17 protein-coding genes, 2 tRNA genes and 1 pseudogene are annotated in these 17,626 nt (G+C 64.4%); 13 read left to right on the forward strand and 7 right to left on the reverse strand.

Annotation, left to right across the window (positions count from 1 at the left end; translation table 11 throughout):
- Window positions 1-238 precede the first annotated feature (238 nt).
- Window positions 239-1,810, reverse strand: coding sequence for a tyrosine-type recombinase/integrase (locus GGQ64_RS06505; RefSeq protein WP_183800974.1), 1,572 nt, complete (start codon window positions 1,808-1,810; stop codon window positions 239-241).
- A gap of 90 nt (window positions 1,811-1,900) precedes the next feature.
- Window positions 1,901-1,975: transfer RNA gene (locus GGQ64_RS06510), tRNA-Thr, on the reverse strand.
- A gap of 157 nt (window positions 1,976-2,132) precedes the next feature.
- On the opposite strand from GGQ64_RS06510, the gene GGQ64_RS06515 reads away from it, so the two are divergent.
- From GGQ64_RS06515 to GGQ64_RS06565, 11 genes and pseudogenes are all read left to right on the forward strand, one after another.
- The gene (locus GGQ64_RS06515; RefSeq protein WP_183802641.1) at window positions 2,133-2,372 is read left to right on the forward strand and encodes a hypothetical protein; all 240 of its coding nucleotides are present in this window, start codon (window positions 2,133-2,135) and stop codon (window positions 2,370-2,372) included.
- A 268-nt stretch (window positions 2,373-2,640) separates the two neighbouring features.
- The gene (gene murA, locus GGQ64_RS06520) at window positions 2,641-3,933 is read left to right on the forward strand and encodes a UDP-N-acetylglucosamine 1-carboxyvinyltransferase (RefSeq protein WP_183800977.1); all 1,293 of its coding nucleotides are present in this window, start codon (window positions 2,641-2,643) and stop codon (window positions 3,931-3,933) included.
- Between the two features lie 308 nt (window positions 3,934-4,241).
- Entirely contained in the window at window positions 4,242-4,679 is a 438-nt protein-coding gene (locus tag GGQ64_RS06525) for a DUF2948 family protein (protein ID WP_183800980.1), read from the forward strand.
- A 121-nt stretch (window positions 4,680-4,800) separates the two neighbouring features.
- Window positions 4,801-6,099, forward strand: coding sequence for a histidinol dehydrogenase (gene hisD, locus GGQ64_RS06530; RefSeq protein ID WP_183800983.1), 1,299 nt, complete (start codon window positions 4,801-4,803; stop codon window positions 6,097-6,099).
- Window positions 6,100-6,115: 16 nt separating this feature from the next.
- Window positions 6,116-6,583, forward strand: coding sequence for a UPF0262 family protein (locus GGQ64_RS06535; protein ID WP_183802536.1), 468 nt, complete (start codon window positions 6,116-6,118; stop codon window positions 6,581-6,583).
- A gap of 5 nt (window positions 6,584-6,588) precedes the next feature.
- Entirely contained in the window at window positions 6,589-7,065 is a 477-nt protein-coding gene (locus GGQ64_RS06540) for an arsenate-mycothiol transferase ArsC (protein ID WP_183800986.1), read from the forward strand.
- A 139-nt stretch (window positions 7,066-7,204) separates the two neighbouring features.
- Window positions 7,205-7,423 (forward strand): translation initiation factor IF-1, encoded by a 219-nt coding sequence (gene infA, locus GGQ64_RS06545; protein ID WP_004435948.1) that lies wholly within the window; start codon window positions 7,205-7,207, stop codon window positions 7,421-7,423.
- A 51-nt stretch (window positions 7,424-7,474) separates the two neighbouring features.
- The gene (locus GGQ64_RS06550) at window positions 7,475-8,095 is read left to right on the forward strand and encodes a Maf-like protein (protein WP_183800989.1); all 621 of its coding nucleotides are present in this window, start codon (window positions 7,475-7,477) and stop codon (window positions 8,093-8,095) included.
- A 16-nt stretch (window positions 8,096-8,111) separates the two neighbouring features.
- A pseudogene (yacG, locus tag GGQ64_RS06555) lies at window positions 8,112-8,307 on the forward strand (DNA gyrase inhibitor YacG).
- A 224-nt stretch (window positions 8,308-8,531) separates the two neighbouring features.
- Window positions 8,532-8,607: transfer RNA gene (locus GGQ64_RS06560), tRNA-Phe, on the forward strand.
- 179 nt (window positions 8,608-8,786) lie between these two features.
- A complete protein-coding gene (locus GGQ64_RS06565) occupies window positions 8,787-10,226 on the forward strand; it encodes a DUF6923 family protein (RefSeq protein ID WP_183800992.1) in 1,440 nt (479 codons plus the stop codon).
- A gap of 362 nt (window positions 10,227-10,588) precedes the next feature.
- On the opposite strand, the gene GGQ64_RS06570 is transcribed toward GGQ64_RS06565, so the two are convergent.
- The 5 genes from GGQ64_RS06570 to GGQ64_RS06590 all read right to left on the reverse strand — a co-directional run bounded on the left by GGQ64_RS06570 (window position 10,589) and on the right by GGQ64_RS06590 (window position 15,768).
- The gene (locus GGQ64_RS06570) at window positions 10,589-11,338 is read right to left on the reverse strand and encodes a DUF1003 domain-containing protein (RefSeq protein ID WP_183800995.1); all 750 of its coding nucleotides are present in this window, start codon (window positions 11,336-11,338) and stop codon (window positions 10,589-10,591) included.
- A 118-nt stretch (window positions 11,339-11,456) separates the two neighbouring features.
- Complete coding sequence (locus tag GGQ64_RS06575) at window positions 11,457-13,061, reverse strand: 5-guanidino-2-oxopentanoate decarboxylase (protein ID WP_183800998.1); 1,605 nt, start codon at window positions 13,059-13,061, stop codon at window positions 11,457-11,459.
- A complete protein-coding gene (locus GGQ64_RS06580; protein WP_183801001.1) occupies window positions 13,058-14,248 on the reverse strand; it encodes a pyridoxal phosphate-dependent aminotransferase in 1,191 nt (396 codons plus the stop codon). The genes GGQ64_RS06575 and GGQ64_RS06580 overlap by 4 nt, the downstream gene beginning before the upstream one ends.
- Before the next feature lie 15 nt (window positions 14,249-14,263).
- The gene (locus GGQ64_RS06585) at window positions 14,264-14,893 is read right to left on the reverse strand and encodes a TetR family transcriptional regulator C-terminal domain-containing protein (protein WP_183801005.1); all 630 of its coding nucleotides are present in this window, start codon (window positions 14,891-14,893) and stop codon (window positions 14,264-14,266) included.
- On the reverse strand, window positions 14,890-15,768 hold the full coding sequence (locus GGQ64_RS06590; RefSeq protein ID WP_183801008.1) for a dimethylarginine dimethylaminohydrolase family protein: 879 nt from the start codon (window positions 15,766-15,768) through the stop codon (window positions 14,890-14,892). The genes GGQ64_RS06585 and GGQ64_RS06590 overlap by 4 nt, the downstream gene beginning before the upstream one ends.
- Window positions 15,769-16,015: 247 nt before the next feature.
- Between GGQ64_RS06590 and GGQ64_RS06595 the strand changes: the two genes are divergently transcribed.
- Window positions 16,016-16,789, forward strand: coding sequence for an ABC transporter ATP-binding protein (locus GGQ64_RS06595; protein WP_183801011.1), 774 nt, complete (start codon window positions 16,016-16,018; stop codon window positions 16,787-16,789).
- 31 nt (window positions 16,790-16,820) lie between these two features.
- On the forward strand, window positions 16,821-17,603 hold the full coding sequence (locus GGQ64_RS06600; protein WP_183801014.1) for a transporter substrate-binding domain-containing protein: 783 nt from the start codon (window positions 16,821-16,823) through the stop codon (window positions 17,601-17,603).
- The last annotated feature ends 23 nt before the right edge of the window (window positions 17,604-17,626 follow it).

Genomic DNA, 17,626 nt, shown 5'->3' on the forward strand with positions numbered 1-17,626 from the left:
GCATCTTATGGGTGGTGATAGTCATAATACCAACATTACTCCTACCCACTTAGCTAAGTGGGGGAGCATGTCCGGGCCTTTCGGGGGCCAATTCACAAAGAGATGGGCAACTACGTAGGTGCTTGGAGCTGTCCGCGCAACCGAAGCGCCCGCTACGCGCGTATCCAGATTTGTGTGTGAGTGTTTATGTTTAGTACGGAGCGCTTGTGAACCGGCACCTCGATCTAGTGGGGTTCGGTCAGACTGGATACGGAGGAAACTTATCGATAGCCCTCCTCTTCGCCGCGATAGTCACATCGCCATAATTTTCGCCGGCAGTTCGAGCTGCGTGCCCTTGAATCGCGTCGAGCACACGACCGTCTATTCCCACCTCAAGCCCTGTAGTCTTGAAGGCATGCCGCCATCCGTGATTTGGAGATACGCCGTCGGGCACCACACCCTCCCTTTGCAGCCAGTTTGAGATTCGTCCCGAAACCGTCTGTGCCGGGTCTGCTTTTCGAGCGCCCTTCATCGGCGGATAGAACAGCGGCCCGTCCGGCGCAGCCGAAACGAAATCAAGAAAACCCTTCTCGATGATCTGGTTGTGCAAGGGTATGTCGCGATACTGCCGGTTCTTTACTTTGCCGGCGTCCGGTGTGATACGAATATAGGAGATGCCGTTCTCTTCTCGGACATCCTCCTTTCGCAGTTGCGTAATCTCGGAAATACGCGAACCAGTGAACGCACAAATCAATGGCGCCCATTTCTTGGCCGCACTCGTGCCTGGCTTTTCCCGAGTCTGGGAATTGTCAGAATGGGCAGGCACATAGCCCAGTGAGATGTCCAAAACAACGATCGCCTCTTCACGAGTGAACCCCTTCGGCCGGTTAAGAATCTTAGCGGCGACCTTGAGCTTAACTTCCTTTGCGGGGTTAATGGTGATGAGATCATTCGACACCGCCCAGTTCAACACGGCGTTAATGGCGGTCAGATAGACATCACGCACGGTGCGCGGCGAGAGGGTCGCGAGTTTTGCATCCTTCCATTCAACCAACATCTTTTTCGAGAGTTTTCTGGCGTCGGTTGTTTTCGTAAACTTAATTACGTCTTCAATAATCGGTCGCCAACGCTTTTCTGCGCCTTCCCCTTTGCCATTGGCTCTGAGCTCATTCATGTAACGATCGAATAGTTCACGGATGAGGACGGGCGCTTCCTCTTCGACCGGCACTTCCGCGTTCGCGATCATTGGGTGCACGGGCTTTCCGACAAAATCGCCCTCGTCGCGCTCAGCGAGACGCGCCAGAACCTCCAGTTCGGAAATGCACATCGCTCGCGCAACGGCTCGCCACTCCTCGGTTCCGTAGACGACGACCGTATTACCGATCGAGCTGTAGCGCTCTATTCTGTCCCCAAAAAGCTCCTGAAGGGCGACATCACTAAGCTTGCCTGCAACACCTGCGCGCAATTCGGCGACGTACAGGTCATTGATGCCCACGTTCCACCATAGCAGACTCTGGTTCCGCCGGACATCATCTTCGGCCAAGCGCTCCTTGTAATGTCGCACCGCCAACTGCTCGACCGACAGGAGGTAGCGTCCTGAAGTGATCGGCTCGCCCTTCGCTGCCTTTGCCTCCTGTTCGGCGATCGAAATCCGGCTTTGCAGGTTCGCCACCGCACTGTGAAGCCGAGCCAGCGCTTTACGACGGTCGGGACCAAGCGCCTCTCGGAGCTCTGTTTTGTTGTCCAGAAAAGGACGAAGATTCTTAGGTACTACCAAGCGAGCGAAGTAGCGGCCGTTTCGGTTGAGCAGATATCGAGGTTGGCGAGCCATGAATCTTCCGTCTTGTAACAAGCTTTGTAACGGAAGAATGTACGGAAACCCCTGAAAATCAAGAGCTTCAATGTTTTCAATGGGAAAGAATGGTGCTGCTAGAGAGATTTGAACTCTCGGCCTCTCCCTTACCAAGGGAGTGCTCTACCCCTGAGCTATAGCAGCATCCGGCGAAGCAGTGTTGCCTGCGTTCGCGTCGAGCGAGGCGCCTATTGCCATAGTCTCACCCCCTATGCAAGCCGCAAACGCATCATGGGGACAACAAATTCGGCAAAAGCCCGCAGCGCTTTTGCGAAGGCGCGTTTCGCGCTATCGATGGGCCATGGAGAAGGACGGTAAAACGGGCGGCCGCCGCCGCGAAGAGGGCAAGCGCACGGCGAAGGCGCAGATGCCGGAGAGCGATGCGGTGCGTGCACGGGCCGAGGAACGCAAGACGCGCCTTGCCAAGACCTTGCGCGACAACCTCGCCCGCCGCAAGCAGCAGGCGCGCGCGCGCCGTGCGGGTGACGCCGACGAGACCGAGGGGCTGCCTGCCGCAAAATCGGACGAATCACAGTCATAGAGTGCAACTGCCGCCGCTTCCGGCGCGAGGGGACAAACGGACATATCGAGATCAGGCCTGCGTTTGCGGCAGGCCCGCCCGAAGGCCGGCCATCGGCATCTCGGAAAGCCTTTTCCTCTCCTGCAGGCGGTTCATGCACAGCTTCCGGCATTCGCGCCGGGCCGGTCTCCTGCGGGAGGCTTCATTTTTATGCCGCGATGCTCTAAGGAGGCGCCTTCCTCCGAGAGCCGGTAGATTGAGAAAGGCGGGCGCAGGCCCGTAGGCACACATGGATCGTATCAGGATTGTAGGCGGCAACGAGCTCAAGGGCGTCATCCCCATCTCCGGCGCCAAGAATGCGGCGCTGCCGTTGATGATCGCCTCGCTTTTGACCGACGATACGCTGACGCTGGAAAACGTGCCGCATCTCGCCGACGTCGAGCAGCTCATCCGCATCCTCGGCAACCATGGCGCCGACATCTCCGTCAACGGCCGCCGGGAACGCCAGAGCGAGGGATACTCCCGCACGATCCACTTCACCTCGCGCAACATCGTCGATACGACCGCACCCTACGAGCTGGTCTCGAAGATGCGCGCCAGCTTCTGGGTGATCGGCCCGCTCCTGGCCCGCGAGGGCAAGGCGCGCGTGTCGCTGCCGGGCGGCTGCGCGATCGGCACGCGTCCGGTCGACCTCTTCATCGAGGGGCTGACGGCGCTCGGCGCGCTGATCGAGATCGACGGCGGCTACATCGACGCGAAGGCCCCCGACGGCGGCCTGATCGGCGCCCGCTACACCTTCCCCAAGGTTTCCGTCGGCGCCACGCACGTGATGATGATGGCCGCAACGCTCGCCCGCGGCACCACCGTCATCGGCAATGCGGCGCGCGAGCCGGAAGTGCAGGACCTCGCCAAGTGCCTGAACGCCATGGGCGCGAAGATCACCGGCGCCGGGACGAGCACGATCACGATCGAGGGCGTCACCTCGCTTTCCGGCGCGCGCCACCGCGTGCTGCCCGACCGGATCGAGACCGGCACCTATGCCATGGCGGTCGCCATGACCGGCGGCGACGTCGTGCTCGAGGGCACCGAGATGCACCTGCTCGACACCGCGCTCGAGGCGATCCGCCGCGCCGGCGCCGAGATCTCCACGACCGGCAGCGGCATCCACGTGGTGCGCAACGGCGCCGGCATCAAGCCGGTGGATATCGTCACCGACCCCTATCCCGGCTTCCCGACCGACCTGCAGGCGCAGTTCATGGGGCTGATGACGCGCTCGTCCGGCGTCTCCCACATTACCGAGACGATCTTCGAGAACCGCTTCATGCACGTGCAGGAACTTGCCCGGCTCGGCGCGAAGATCTCGCTCTCCGGCCAGACCGCCAAGATCGAGGGTGTCGAGCGGCTGCGCGGCGCGCAGGTGATGGCGACCGATCTTCGGGCTTCCGTCTCGCTCGTCATCGCCGGCTTAGCTGCCGAAGGCGAGACGATGGTTTCGCGCGTGTACCATCTCGACCGCGGCTTCGAGCGGCTGGAAGAAAAGCTGAACCGCTGCGGCGCCTCGGTGGAACGCGTCAGCGACTGACGGACCGGCAAGGCCATGCCCGCGAAGCGCATGCGGCGGGCATGGCATGAAAACGCCCCCGCATTGCCGCAGATCTGCGACAGGACCCCTCGCCTGCCTATTGTTACACCGGCAGGATTGCTGTCGGCTGCACCCGTGCGCAGTTGCGCTCGCCCGCTTCCCGTCCTATTTCCTGAACTGAACGGAAACAGGCGGCATGCCCGCTGGCCTTGCCGCACGTCACCCGATGGCACCGGGCGGCCGGCCAGCCGGCGGAGCGCGATGCCGGGAATTCAGGCGCGGCCGGGAGGCTGCCGAAAAGGAGTATCATGGACAGTCTGAAGCTGCTGGCCCTCGACGGGGACGATCTTGCGGTCGTTTCCGCGCATCTGCAGGACGCCGTGTTCAAGGCCGGCGACGTCAGCTGGGATGCCCGGCTCGGCGTGTTCTCGCTCGCGGTCAACCGCTTCGTCTGGGAAACGGCCGGATCGCGCGGCAAGGCTTTCGAGCGCCGGCGTGCCATGATCGCCTTCAAGCGCGTGCGTGCCGTGCGTGCGATCGGCATCGATCGCAGCGACCGCGACGCGGTCCTCTCCCTGCTGGCGATCCGGTTCGTCCCCGAAGGCGAGGGGCCGGAAGGGACGGTGGAGCTGGTCATGGCGGGCGACGCCCAGTTCGCGCTCGACGTCGAATGCATCGAGAGCCAGCTCGCCGATACCGGCGGGGCGTGGGAAACGGGCTTGAAACCGCATCATCCGGCAAGCTAGAGCATTGAGGCATCGTCCGCCGGCCTCGCAATGCCGCGCGACGGGACGCATGGGTGTCCTCGCACCCCTACCAGCCAGGCAGGGCGGGGATCTTCCCGCGACACGACAGGACGATTGAACAGTGGCGATCAGGCTTGATTATCGCGACGGCGACTTCGAAAAGCGGTTTGCCGCCTTTCTCACCACCAAGCGCGAGGTGTCGGAGGACGTGAACGCCACGGTCCGCGCCATCATCGACGACGTGCGCGAGAACGGCGACCGGGCGCTCGCAGCCTACACGCTGCGCTTCGACGGGCTCGATTTCGACACCGTGCCGATGCGCGTTACCGCGGACGAGATCGAGGCCGCCTTCCGCGCGACGCCGGCTGCGGTGGTGTCCGCGCTGGAACTCGCTTCGAAGCGCATCGAGAAACACCACGCCCGCCAGCTGCCGAAGGACGACATCTACGAGGACGACATCGGCGTCGGCCTCGGATCGCGCTGGACGGCGATCGACGCGGTCGGGCTCTATGTGCCGGGCGGCACCGCCAGCTACCCGAGCTCGGTGCTCATGAACGCCGTGCCGGCCAGGGTCGCCGGTGTGCCGCGCATTGTCATGGTGGTGCCGGCCAGGGACGGTGCGATCAACCCGGCGGTGCTGGCGGCGGCGAAGATCGCCGGCATCGACGAGATATATCGCATCGGCGGCGCACAGGCCGTGGCCGCCCTTGCCTACGGCACCGAGACGATCGCGCCCGTCGCCAAGATCACCGGCCCCGGCAACGCCTTTGTCGCCGCCGCCAAGCGCCAGGTCTTCGGAACGGTGGGCATCGACATGATCGCGGGGCCTTCCGAGGTGCTGGTGATCGCCGACGGCGAGAACGACCCGGACTGGCTGGCAGCCGACCTCCTGGCCCAGGCAGAGCACGACCGCGGCGCGCAGGCGATCCTGATCACCGACAGCGCCGAACTCGCCGACGCGGTCGAGGCGGCCGTGACCCGCCAGTTGAAGACGCTGGAACGTTCGGAAACGGCTGAAGCCAGCTGGCGTGATTTCGGCGCGATCATCCTGGTGCCGGACCTGGAAAATTCCGTGCCTCTCGCCAACCGCATCGCCGCCGAGCACCTGGAGATCGCGACATCCGATCCCGACGCCTTCCTGCCGAAGATCCGCAATGCCGGGGCGATCTTCGTCGGCCGGCATACGCCCGAGGTGATCGGCGACTATGTCGGCGGCTCCAACCACGTGCTGCCGACGGCGCGTTCGGCCCGCTTCTCCTCCGGGCTGTCGGTGCTCGACTACATGAAGCGCACCTCGATCCTGCGCCTCGGCCCCGAGCAGTTGCGCACGCTGGGGCCTGCGGCGGTGACACTCGCCGAGGCCGAGGGGCTCGGCGCGCATGCGCGTTCCGTTTCCATCCGCCTCAACCCCGGAGGATGATGGAGGGATGACGAGGATGCCCGCCTTCCGACTGTGCGACGTGGTGCTGGACGAGACGATCGGCCGTGCCACCCCGGACGTCGAGCACGAGCGGGCGGTGGCGATCTTCGACCTGATCGAGGAGAACTCCTTCGAGCCGGTCGGCCATACCGGCGGCCCCTACCGGCTCAACCTGTCGCTGATGGATTCGAAGCTGATCTTCGCCATCACCACCGAAGACGGCGGGGCGGTCGCCACCCACATCCTGTCGCTGACGCCCTTCCGGCGGATCGTGAAGGACTATTTCCTGATCTGCGAAAGCTACTACCAGGCGATCCGCTCGGCCACGCCAAGCCAGATCGAGGCGATCGACATGGGCCGGCGCGGCATCCACAACGACGGCTCGCAGACGCTGTTGGATCGGCTTTCCGGCAAGATCAAGCTCGATTTCGACACCGCGCGGCGGCTCTTCACGCTGGTCTGCGTGCTCTATTGGCGCGGGTGAACGCCATGAGCGCGCTGGAGACGGACAAGGGGCAGGCGACGACGCGGAGCCCCGGCTCGGTGCTTTTCATGTGCCGGATGAATGCGGTGCGCTCGCCCATGGCCGAGGCGATCGCCCGGAGTGTTCTGCCGGCGGGCACCTACGTGGCGTCCGCGGGTATCCGCCCCGGCGAGCGCGATCCCTTCGTCCAGGCGGTGCTGGAGGAGGTGGGGCTGTCGATCGAGCGTCACCTGCCGCGTTCGCTGGAGGAGTTGGAGGACGACTATTTCGACCTGATCGTGACGCTCGCCCCTGAGGCGCACCACGCAGCGCTCGAACTGACCCGGTCGAGCGCCGTCGAGGTGATCTACTGGCCGACCCCCGATCCGACGGTCGCCACCGGCACGCGCGAGCAGATCCTTTCGTCCTATCGCGAGGTCAGGAACCACCTCGCGGCACTGATCGAGAGGCGGCTCGGCCCCCGCATATCCGTTTCCTCTTGAATAAACCTAGGGGCCGGCACACGCATGTGAAGAAAGCCGGATCATTGGTGTTCACAAAACACCCTCTATTGTGTAGTTTCCGGCAAAATTTCGGCCGGCGGCATCCTGCTGCCCGCCAACGAAGGATCACCACCGCAATATGGCAAAAGAAGAAGTCCTTGAATTCCCGGGTGTCGTTACGGAACTGCTGCCGAACGCAACCTTCCGCGTCAAGCTCGAGAACGAGCACGAGATCATCGCGCACACGGCCGGCCGCATGCGCAAGAACCGCATCCGCGTGCTCGCCGGCGACAAGGTGCTCGTCGAGATGACGCCCTACGACCTGACCAAGGGCCGCATCACCTACCGCTTCAAGTAAGCCTGTCCTTCAGCGCTCCGCCGAGCGCGCACCCGACTCCCTCGAGGTTCCATGGAATTCGCCCACAAGCTCATCCTGGCATCCGGCTCGCCGCGCCGCGTCGAGCTTCTGGCACAGATGGGCATCGAGCCCGACCGACTGATGCCGATGGACATCGACGAGACGCCGAAGAAATCCGAGCATCCGCGCTCGCTGGCACGGCGGCTTTGCACCGGCAAGGCGGAGGCGGCCCTGGCCGCGATCAAGGGCGATCCGGCCGCCGAAGGCGGCTACATCCTCGCCGCCGACACCGTGGTCGCGGTCGGGCGGCGCATCGTGCCGAAGTGTGACATGGTCGACGAGGCCGCAAGCGCCCTGCATCTGCTCTCCGGTCGCAGCCACCGCGTCTTCACCGGCATTTGCCTGATCACCCCGGACAAAAAGGTGCGCCAGCGCATCATCGATACTAAAGTCCGCTTCAAGCGGCTTTCCGGCCTCGACATCGAGAGCTATCTCGCCTCCGGCCAGTGGCGCGGCAAGGCGGGCGGCTATGCGATCCAGGGGATCGCCGGCAGCTTCGTCGTCAAGCTGGTGGGGTCCTATACGAACGTGGTCGGGCTGCCGCTGCAGGAGACGCTGTCCCTGCTCGTCGGCGAAGGATACGATGTCCACCGCCGCTGGTCGGAGGGTTGAGACTGTGAGTGACGGCATGGACAAGCCGAAGGCAAAGGTCGCCCCCCTGCGCAAGACCCACCCCTGCCCCGAATGCGGCCGCCAGTCGGTCCGCGACCACTACCCGTTCTGCTCGGAGCGCTGCCGCAGCCTCCGATCTCAACCGGTGGCTCTCCGGCTCCTACACCATCCCCGTCAGCGACGACGAGGCGCAAGCCGGCGAGAACGACTGACACGGACACCCACCAGGTCCGTCCGCATCCCCGTCACGGGGCCCGCACGACCGCGCGCAACCACCAGAAAAGCCGAACCTTTTCCGACACTTGAGAGCCCGCACTTTTTCACGTCGAAAATCTGTCATGGGGGCTGGACACGATCGAGCAAGATGCTATAACCCCGCTCGCTTCCGGGGCGAAACCAAACGCCCCACGGGTTTTGCAACGAAACCCAGCCGGATGCCCGGATAGCTCAGTTGGTAGAGCAGCGGATTGAAAATCCGCGTGTCGGTGGTTCAAATCCGCCTCCGGGCACCATTTTCAAGCTTGTTCTCTCATCATTTGCCTCGGCCTTCGGCTCCAATGCTCCGGAACGCATTGGTCAATACGGCCGCATCATTTTTCCAGTTGCAATCATGTACCCCTAAGGGTTGCAGCCAATTGGTTGCATGCCTACAGTCCCGCGCGATGCGAATCGATGAGATAGGGGATCGACCATGGCAAATGAAGTTTATATCGTAACGTCCGGGGCCAAGCTGATTGCAATCAACACCCAGACGCTCAAGGCCCGCGAGGTAGGCGACACCGGCGTGACGATGACCGACGTGGCGTTTGCCCCGGACGGCAAGCTGTACGGCATTTCCTTCGGCACCCTCTATCGGATCGATCCCAGGACGGCGGCGACAACCATCGTCGGCAGCCTGGACATGTACGGCGCCAATGCGTTCGAGATCGACAAGGACGGGAACGCCTATATCGCCTCTTCCAACGACGGCGGGCTCTATCGGGTCGATCTCAAAAGTGGCGACACGACACTGATCGGCAAGTATTCCTCGAGCACCGTATCGTCCGGGGACCTGGCCTTCTATGACGGCAAGTTGTACCTGACCACGTCCAACAAGAAGATCCTCAGCCTCGATCCCGAAACCGGCAAGGCATTGAGCTCGGTCTCGATCCCGGTCGCGCAGATGTACGGCCTGGAGCAGAGCGGCTCCACCCTCTATGGCTTCGCCAACAGCACATTCTACTCGGTCGATGCGAAGACCGGAAAGCTCGTCACGATGAGCAAGGTCGACGGCTACGGCGTGTTCATGGGCGCTGCCAGCCGCCAGTTTTCCGACCCCGACGACGACGGATATACCCTGACCGGAACCAAGGGCCAGGACTGGCTGTTCGGCAACAAGGGCGCGGACACGCTCTATGGCCGCGGCGGCGACGATTTCCTCTATGGCGACGCCGGCAACGACTTGCTCCGCGGCGAGGACGGCAAGGACCGGCTCGACGGCGGCGCGGGCGCAGACCGCATGTACGGCGGCAAGGGCAACGACACCTACATCGTCGATCACAAGGCAGACAAGGTCGTCGAGAAGGCCGGCGAGGGTACCGACCTCGTCAACGCCTGGATCAGCTACACGCTCACCGGCAACGTCGAGAAGCTCACGCTTGCCGGGTCTGGCGACATCAACGGTACCGGCAATGGCCTTGCCAATACCATCGTCGGCAATTCGGGGAAGAACACGCTCAGCGGCAGCGGCGGAAACGACACGCTGAAAGGCGGGGCCGGAAGCGACAGACTGATCGGCGGCAACGGTGCGGATAAGCTCTACGGCGGAACCGGCGCGGACAGCTTCGTGTTCAAGTCGATCAAGGATTCCGCCGTTTCGGGGTCCGGCCGCGACACGCTCTACGACTTCTCGCGCACGGAGCGCGACAAGATCGACCTCAAGGCGATCGACGCGAACACGAAGGCCAGCGGGGATCAGGCGTTCAAGTTCATCGGCACGGAGAAGTTCCACGGCAAGGCCGGCGAACTGCGCTTCTTCAAGAACGATGGCGACACGTTCATCTACGGCGACGTCAATGGCGACACGAAGGCCGACTTTGCGATCAAGCTGGACCAGTTGCTGACGATGAGCAAGTCCGACTTCATCCTCTGAGGCCGATCCGGGCCTCCTTGTGTGGGCCGCCGGCAATGCGGCCCGCGAAACAGGGCCCGTGACCCGTCACGCATACGTGAGCTTTTCCGGCAGTCCCCTGCGGAACAAAAAGCCGGCTTTGAACGTCTTATCGACAGGTGCTTGTCACTGCACCTGCTCGGATTGGAGACCGAGCCAATTCCGGCGGGTCCGCCCGCCGGCTTTTTTATGCCGCCGATCCGGGACTCACACCGGGGCACGGGCCGAAAGCCCGGCCGTCCGACGCTTCCGGCGACGGAACCAGGACGAAACGCGCATCGCCGGACAGGGGTTCCACTGCAACTTCGCAGCGCCATTGTCCGGCTCCACCTCGCCCCTTCGTTCTAGGAGCTATTCTTTGCCGGTGGTTGGGTCGGCGGCTGGTGGCCCTCGAGAAGCTCGATCTGGATCTGCTGCAATTCGGCCAGGCGCTCCCACTGGTGCGCCATCTGGTGCTCGATCATGTCGTGCAACTGGCGGATCTCGAGTTCGGCGCGCAGATTGATCATGTAGTCGTTCTCCGCCCGGATACGGTCCTTCTCCTCCTGCCGCCGCTGACTCATCATGATCACCGGCGCCTGGAGCGCTGCGATGCAGGAGAGGAGGAGATTGAGCAGGATGAAGGGATAGGGGTCGAAGCCGCCGCCGAGGAAACCGATGACGTTGATCGTCATCCAGCAGAGGAGGACGACGACGAAGGTGATGATGAAGCCCCAGGAGCCGCCGAAGGCGGCCACGCGGTCTGCGGCGCGTTGGCCGAGCGTCTCTCCCTCCAGTTCCTTATCCAGGCCGGCGGCGCTGGCATGGACCGAGGAGACGCCTTTCTCGAAGCTTTCCAGCACCTGCCGGTCGAGACCGGAGAGTTCCCCCCGCTCCTGTTCCAGCAGATCCGCCACATAGCGGCGGCGATACTGCGACAGGTCGGGGCCGCAGATGCGGCTGTCCAGGCTCCAGCCGCCCACATCCTGGCGGATCAGCTCGAAAATGCCCGGGCGAATGGAGGAAGCGTGATAGAGCCTACCGGAGGGAAAGAGCTTTCCGCAGACGGCGCAGGTTTCCATCCTGGTGCGCGCAGCCGATCCGTTCCGTCCCATCGGCGGCCATCTCCATCAACGCCGTGCCAGACTGCTCGCGGCGCGCTCAAAACCGTACGGGCAGACTATAGCGCGGCCCCGCCCGGCGACAACTGCTGCTGCCGCCGGCAGGTTGGCATCAGGCCGTCGCACCCCGGGTGCGGGTCTGGTGGATCTCGATCAGGCTAGGGCCGTTGCGCTTGGCTGCGGCCTGAAGGGCTGCGGCAAGCTCGCCGACATCGGAGAGGCGAACGGCCGGCAGGCCATAGGCCCTGGCGATGTCGAGGAAATCCGGCGCGGACGGCTTGACGCCCTCCGGCTCGATGCCGGATTCGACCATGTAGTTTTCGATCTCCTGGTAGCCGTCGTTGTTCCAGACGAGGAAGACGACCCTGGCGCCGGCATCGGCTGCCGAGCCGATCTCGGCCAGCGAGAACTGGAAGCCGCCGTCGCCGGTCAGGCAGACGACCGGGCGATCGGGAGCGCCGATCGCAGCGCCGATGGCAGCCGGCGGGCCGTAGCCCAGCGCGCCGAAGCCGGTCGCGGCGTTGAACCAGGACCGGGGGCGGGCGACATCGAGATAGAGGTTGCCGGCATAGACCGCCTGGGTGGAATCGCCGACGACGATCGCATCCGGCAGCGCCTCGTAGACCATGCCGATCACGCCGATCTCCGTCCGGATCTTCGGCGTCAGCTCTTCAAAGGCAGCCTCGCGCGCTCTTCCCGCCCGTTCCGCGCCGTCCCCGTTTTTTGCCTTGACCAGCGGCAGGAGCAAGACGGCTGCGGCCTCGACCGTCGAGAGCACGGGAAGCTCGGCGCGCGGCTCGCGGGCGAGTTGCTGTGCATCGATGTCGACGCGCACGAAGGTTCGCATCGCGGGAAGCGTCCCTGTCGCATACATGTCGTAGTCGGTCTGCCCCATCTCGGTGCCGAACCCGATGACGAGATCCGCGTCGGCAATCAGCGCGCGGGTGGCGTTCAGGCTCGGGCTCGCCGGCACGCGGAGCGGATGGCCGGCGAGCATGCCGCGGGCGTTGGTGGTCAGGACCACCGGCGCGTCCAGCCGTTCGGCAAGGGCCGTCACTGACCTGTCGGCGGAGGGAGCCCCGCCGCCGCACATCAGGACGATGCGCCTGGAGCGGTCGCAGAGTGCGGCAAGCTCGGCCAGAGTTGCCGGATCCGGGCTCGGGCGCGGCGCGCGCGTCGCCTTCAGCGCGATCTCGCCTGCCGGCAGCGGCATCACGTCGGTCGGGATCTCGATGTGCACCGGGCCCGGACGGGCGGAACCCATGACGGAGAAGGCCTGGGCGATCACCGACGGCAGGTCGGCCGGGTCGACCAGCGTATGCGAATAGAGGGCGAAGCTCTTCATCATCGCCGCCTGGTCCGGCAGCTCATGCAGCAGGCCGCGGCCGTGACCGAGCGAGTTGCGGCGGTTGACGCCGGAGATCACCAGCATCGGCACGGAATCCTGCCGCGCCTGCGCCATCGCCGTGATGGTGTTGGTCAGGCCGGGACCGGTGATCACCAGCGCCACGCCGGGCTTGCCGGTGACGCGCGCATAGCCATCGGCCATGAAGCCGGCGCCCTGTTCGTGGCGCGGCGTGATGTGGCGGATCTTCGAGGCGGCGAGCCCACGATAGAGTTCGACGGTGTGCACGCCCGGAATGCCGAACACCACCTCCACGCCATTTGCCTCGAGGAGGTCGACCATCGCCTCGCCGACCGTCTTCGTCGTGCTCATGCTCGCAATTCCTTCCTGACGCCCGAGCGCATGGCAAGGGCGGATACTCGTCTGCAGGCTTCGTCGATCATTTCGTCCGGCACGGTCAGGCTGATGCGGATGAAATCGTCGCCGCCGCTGCCGAAGGCCGATCCCGGCATGACGGCGACCTGCTCCTCGTCCAAAAGCGCCCAGGCGAAGGCCTCGCCGTCCATGCCTGTTGCCGAGACGTCGACGACGATAAACATCCCGGCCTCGGGGGCGACCGGCGTCAGGCCGGGTGCGTCCGCGAGACCGGCGATGACCTGGTCGGCGCGGCTCTTGTAGGACTGGCGCATCCTGGCCGAGGTATCGATCGGGTTGTCCAGGGCATAGGCCGTCATGTCGGCGATGAAGGGCTGCACGCCGAACAGCATCGTCTCGGACACCGCAAGCAGGCGGCTTGCGAATTCCGCCGGCCCGATCGCCCAGCCGCTGCGGAAGCCCGGCGCGGCATGCGACTTGGAGATCGAGGAGCAGACGATCGTCCGCTCGGCGAGTTCCGGATCGTCGAAGGGCGACGCGAAGGAGCCGGAGAACACCAGTTCCTCATAGACCTCGTCGCAGACGATCCACAGGTCGTGCCTGCGGCAGACTTCGCCGATCGCGGCGATCTCATCTGCAGTCAGGACGGCTCCAGTGGGATTGTGCGGCGTATTCAGCAGGAGCACACGGCTCTGCGGCGTGATCGAGCGCTCGAGATCGTCCGCCTGCATGTGAAAGCCATGCTCCGGGCGGAGCGGCACGGTCACCTGCTCGGCGCCGGTGGCTCGGATCACGCCTTCGTAGGTGGCATAGAGCGGATCGCCGACGAGCACGGCATCGCCCTTTTCCACGAGGCCGAGCATGACGGCGAAGAGAGCCGTCTGCGTGCCGGGGAAGCAGAGCACGTTGGCACTCGTCACGTCCGGGCGGCGCCTTGCGTATTTGCGCACCAGCGCTTCCACGACGGGCGGCTCGCCCCGGCCGTTCGAATAGCGATAGCGGCCGGCATGCATCGCACGCGTCGCCTCCTCGAGCAGGCTCTGGTGCGGCGGCAGGTCGGGCTCCCCGATTGTGAGCTCGATGATCGGCTCGCCCTGGCCCTTGCGCCGGCGCGCCTCGACGTGAACCGCCCATTTCTCGGAACCCAGGCTCGCCAGCCTCTCGGTGATGGATGCGTAGCGCATTGTGTTCTCCCTATCTTATTTTGTTGGTGCCGGCGGTGCTATCGGCTGGCCGATCAGGGCCTCGATGGAGGAGAGCGCGGTCGAGACCAACTCGCTTTCCTCGAAGAGTTCACCTGCAAGGCATCCTTCCAGCCAGAGGCCATCAAGCAGGCCGTTGATGGCGATCGCCAGCGCCCGGCAGCGCGCCGGGCCGGCATCGAGCCCCCTGGACGCCAGGAAATCCGCCAAAAGCCCTTCCAGCGCGTTGCGGAAACCGAGATAGCCCTCGCGGTGAATGGCAGCGAGAGCCGGGTCGACGCTTACGCGGCTGATGAACGACGCCCAGAGCGACAGGCTACGGCTGTTTGCGACGGGCTCGGTCAGGTTGATGACGATGAACGAGCGCAGGCGCTCGTCCGGGGTGCCCGCCACGCGCTCCGCCTTCTCCGTCAATCGGCCGATCACCACCCGGTAGGCCTCCTGGAGGATCTGTTCCTTGGAGACGAAGTAGTGCCGGATCAGCCCTGCCGTCACGCCCGCCTTGATCGCGATCTGGCGGACCGTCGCGCCCTGCAACCCGCCTTCGGCGATGCAGTCCAGCGTCGCCTCGATCAGGTCATGGCGGCGCTCCGCTTCCGGGGCACGATGGAAGGACCGGCGGCTCATGCCGCCCGCCGCAGGACGGGCCGGGTGAGGCATGTCGGGCCACCTTCGCAGGCAATGCAGAGCGCGTCGGCCTCGAAGGTCTCGACCACGCAGCCGGCAGCCTCCATCGCCGCCTTGGTCTTCGGAAAGCCCGCCACCATGATCACCTCGTTCGGGTGGACCGGCAGCACGTTCAGGCTCAGGCCGTTGCTGGCGCGGAACTCGTCGGCCGGTGCCTCGATCAGGCGGATGCCGCGCGCCTTCAGCAACTGGTAGAAGGCAGCCGGCAGGAGCGGCGCGAAGACGAGCGCCAGGTCGCCGGCAAGCGGGCTCATGACGCTCATCAGGTGCAGGCAGGCCTCCTCGCCCTGCCACAGCGGCAGGTCGTAGGCGAGCACGGCGATGCCGTGCGGGAAGAGCATCGTCGTCAGTTGGTCGATGCCCTCCTGGTTGGTGCGCACGCCGCGGCCGACGACGAGCGTCTTCGCATCGAGCCAGATGCAGTCGCCGCCCTCGACGGTGCCGGGTGCCTCGATACGGCCGAGGATCGGAATCTGGCGATCCGCATAGGCCTTCTCGTGCAGCTCCGTCTCGTTCACGCGCAGCGGCTTTCCCATGCGCAGCAGGATCGCGCCATGGTCGGACATCAGCGAGGGATCGTGGGTGAACATGGCGTCGGCAAGCCCGTCGCCCTCGTCCTCCAGCCAGATGATCTCGGTTCCGGACTTTTCCACAAGCCGGGCGAATTCAGCGTACTGGCGCACCGCCTTGTTCCCGTCGAACGTCGGTCCGTAGTGCCACTTCGCCGGATCGGCCGACACGAGGCTGGGACCGGGACGCCGCATCAAAACGCGCAGCAGGGAAGCCGACATCTCCTGGGAACCGAAAGCGGACATCCGCTACTCCTTTGATTGCAAACAGTGTTTGGGCAGGGCCGGACAAAAAGCCGGCGGCGGGATTATTATACGCTTGAACAACTACGCCACAAGTGCAACGATGGTGTCAATGGAAGGAAGCGACGGACACGAAGATGGCCGCGCCAAGCAGGACAGCCCGCCGCAAGGACGGGTTGCAAAAGACGAACAGGGGAAGATTTGGCATGAGCCAAGCTCATTTGTGCCGCGCATCGGAGCAGACCATCCGATGACGGATCGCGCTGAGGCAATCGCAGTCGAAAACCTGCACAAGCGCTTCGGACCGCTCGAGGTCCTTAAAGGGGTTTCCCTCACGGCACGGGAAGGCGACGTCATCGCCGTCATCGGCGGCTCCGGATCGGGCAAGTCCACCTTCCTTCGCTGCATCAACATGCTGGAACTGCCCAGCGCCGGATCGGTCACGATCCATGGCGAGCAGATCGCCATGAAGAAGGACGGCCGCGGCGGCCTCATGCCGGCCGACCGCAAGCAGGTGCAGCGCATCCGCTCCCGCCTCGGAATGGTGTTTCAGAATTTCAATCTCTGGCAGCACATGACGATCCTGCAGAACGTCATCGAAGCGCCCGTCCATGTGCTCGGGATCGGCAAGGCCGAGGCCACGGAGCGGGCCGAGACGATCCTCCGGCGCGTCGGCCTGTTCGAGAAGCGCGACGCCTATCCCGCCTTCCTGTCCGGTGGCCAGCAGCAGCGCGCGGCAATCGCCCGGGCGCTCGCCGTCCAGCCGCACGTCATGCTCTTCGACGAACCGACGTCGGCCCTCGACCCGGAGCTGGTGGGCGAGGTCCTCACCGTCATCGGCGACCTGGCGAAGGAGAAGCGGACGATGATCCTCGTCACCCACGAGATGAAATTCGCCCGCAACGTCGCCAACCACATCGTGTTCCTGGCCAACGGTGTCATCGAGGAACAGGGACCACCGGAGGAAATCTTCGGCGCACCGAAATCGGAGCGGCTGAAGAAATTCATCAGCTCCATCCACTGAGACTACCAAAAAACCAACAGAGGGAAAAAACATGAAGACTGCATTGAAGACGATCGCACTTGCCGCCGTCATCGGCTTTGCCGGCATCGGCGGCGCCATGGCCGAGCAGATCAAGGTCGGCTTTGCCGCCGAGCCCTATCCGCCATTTGCCTCGCCCGACGCTTCGGGCAACTGGGAAGGCTGGGAAGTGGAGTTCATGAAGGCGATCTGCGCCGAGGCCAAGCTCGACTGCGTCGTCACCCCGGTCGCCTGGGACGGCATCATTCCGGCGCTGACCACGAACAAGATCGACATGATCGTCGGCTCGATGTCGATCACCCCGGAGCGCCTCAAGACGATCGACTTCTCCGACAAGTACTACAACACGCCGACGGGCATCATCGGCCCCAAGGGCGCCGCCTTCGACGCCACGCCGGAGAGCCTTGCCGGCAAGACCATCGGCGTCCAGGTAGCCACCATCCACCAGTCCTACGCCGACAAGTATTTCGGCGGGGCCGGCGCGACGATCAAGGAATACCAGACCCAGGACGAAGCCAACAACGACCTGGCAGCCGGGCGCGTCGACGCCGTGCAGGCGGATGCGATCGCGCTCGACGCCTTCCTGCAGTCCGACCAGGGCAAGGACTGCTGCGAGCACAAGGGCAACGTCAAGGACGATCCGGAAATCCTGGGCGCCGGCGTGGGCGTCGGCCTGCGCAAGGGCGAGACGGAACTGAAGGACAAGATCAACGCCGCGATCAAGGCGATCCGCGCCAACGGCATCTATGACACCTTCTCCAAGAAGTACTTCGACTTCGACATCTACGGCGGTTGATCGACGTCAGACGGCCGGTGGCG

This window comes from Mycoplana azooxidifex (genome assembly GCF_014196765.1).
Lineage (GTDB): Bacteria > Pseudomonadota > Alphaproteobacteria > Rhizobiales > Rhizobiaceae > Mycoplana > Mycoplana azooxidifex.

Coding starts and splice junctions, on each gene's coding strand:
- GGQ64_RS06505 (WP_183800974.1), bottom strand. CDS start 1,810: ATGGCTCGCCAACCTCGATATCTGCTCAACCGAAACGGCCGCTACTTC.
- GGQ64_RS06515 (WP_183802641.1), top strand. CDS start 2,133: ATGGAGAAGGACGGTAAAACGGGCGGCCGCCGCCGCGAAGAGGGCAAG.
- murA (WP_183800977.1), top strand. CDS start 2,641: ATGGATCGTATCAGGATTGTAGGCGGCAACGAGCTCAAGGGCGTCATC.
- GGQ64_RS06525 (WP_183800980.1), top strand. CDS start 4,242: ATGGACAGTCTGAAGCTGCTGGCCCTCGACGGGGACGATCTTGCGGTC.
- GGQ64_RS06535 (WP_183802536.1), top strand. CDS start 6,116: ATGCCCGCCTTCCGACTGTGCGACGTGGTGCTGGACGAGACGATCGGC.
- GGQ64_RS06540 (WP_183800986.1), top strand. CDS start 6,589: ATGAGCGCGCTGGAGACGGACAAGGGGCAGGCGACGACGCGGAGCCCC.
- infA (WP_004435948.1), top strand. CDS start 7,205: ATGGCAAAAGAAGAAGTCCTTGAATTCCCGGGTGTCGTTACGGAACTG.
- GGQ64_RS06550 (WP_183800989.1), top strand. CDS start 7,475: ATGGAATTCGCCCACAAGCTCATCCTGGCATCCGGCTCGCCGCGCCGC.
- GGQ64_RS06565 (WP_183800992.1), top strand. CDS start 8,787: ATGGCAAATGAAGTTTATATCGTAACGTCCGGGGCCAAGCTGATTGCA.
- GGQ64_RS06570 (WP_183800995.1), bottom strand. CDS start 11,338: ATGGGACGGAACGGATCGGCTGCGCGCACCAGGATGGAAACCTGCGCC.
- GGQ64_RS06575 (WP_183800998.1), bottom strand. CDS start 13,061: ATGAGCACGACGAAGACGGTCGGCGAGGCGATGGTCGACCTCCTCGAG.
- GGQ64_RS06580 (WP_183801001.1), bottom strand. CDS start 14,248: ATGCGCTACGCATCCATCACCGAGAGGCTGGCGAGCCTGGGTTCCGAG.
- GGQ64_RS06585 (WP_183801005.1), bottom strand. CDS start 14,893: ATGAGCCGCCGGTCCTTCCATCGTGCCCCGGAAGCGGAGCGCCGCCAT.
- GGQ64_RS06590 (WP_183801008.1), bottom strand. CDS start 15,768: ATGTCCGCTTTCGGTTCCCAGGAGATGTCGGCTTCCCTGCTGCGCGTT.
- GGQ64_RS06595 (WP_183801011.1), top strand. CDS start 16,016: ATGACGGATCGCGCTGAGGCAATCGCAGTCGAAAACCTGCACAAGCGC.
- GGQ64_RS06600 (WP_183801014.1), top strand. CDS start 16,821: ATGAAGACTGCATTGAAGACGATCGCACTTGCCGCCGTCATCGGCTTT.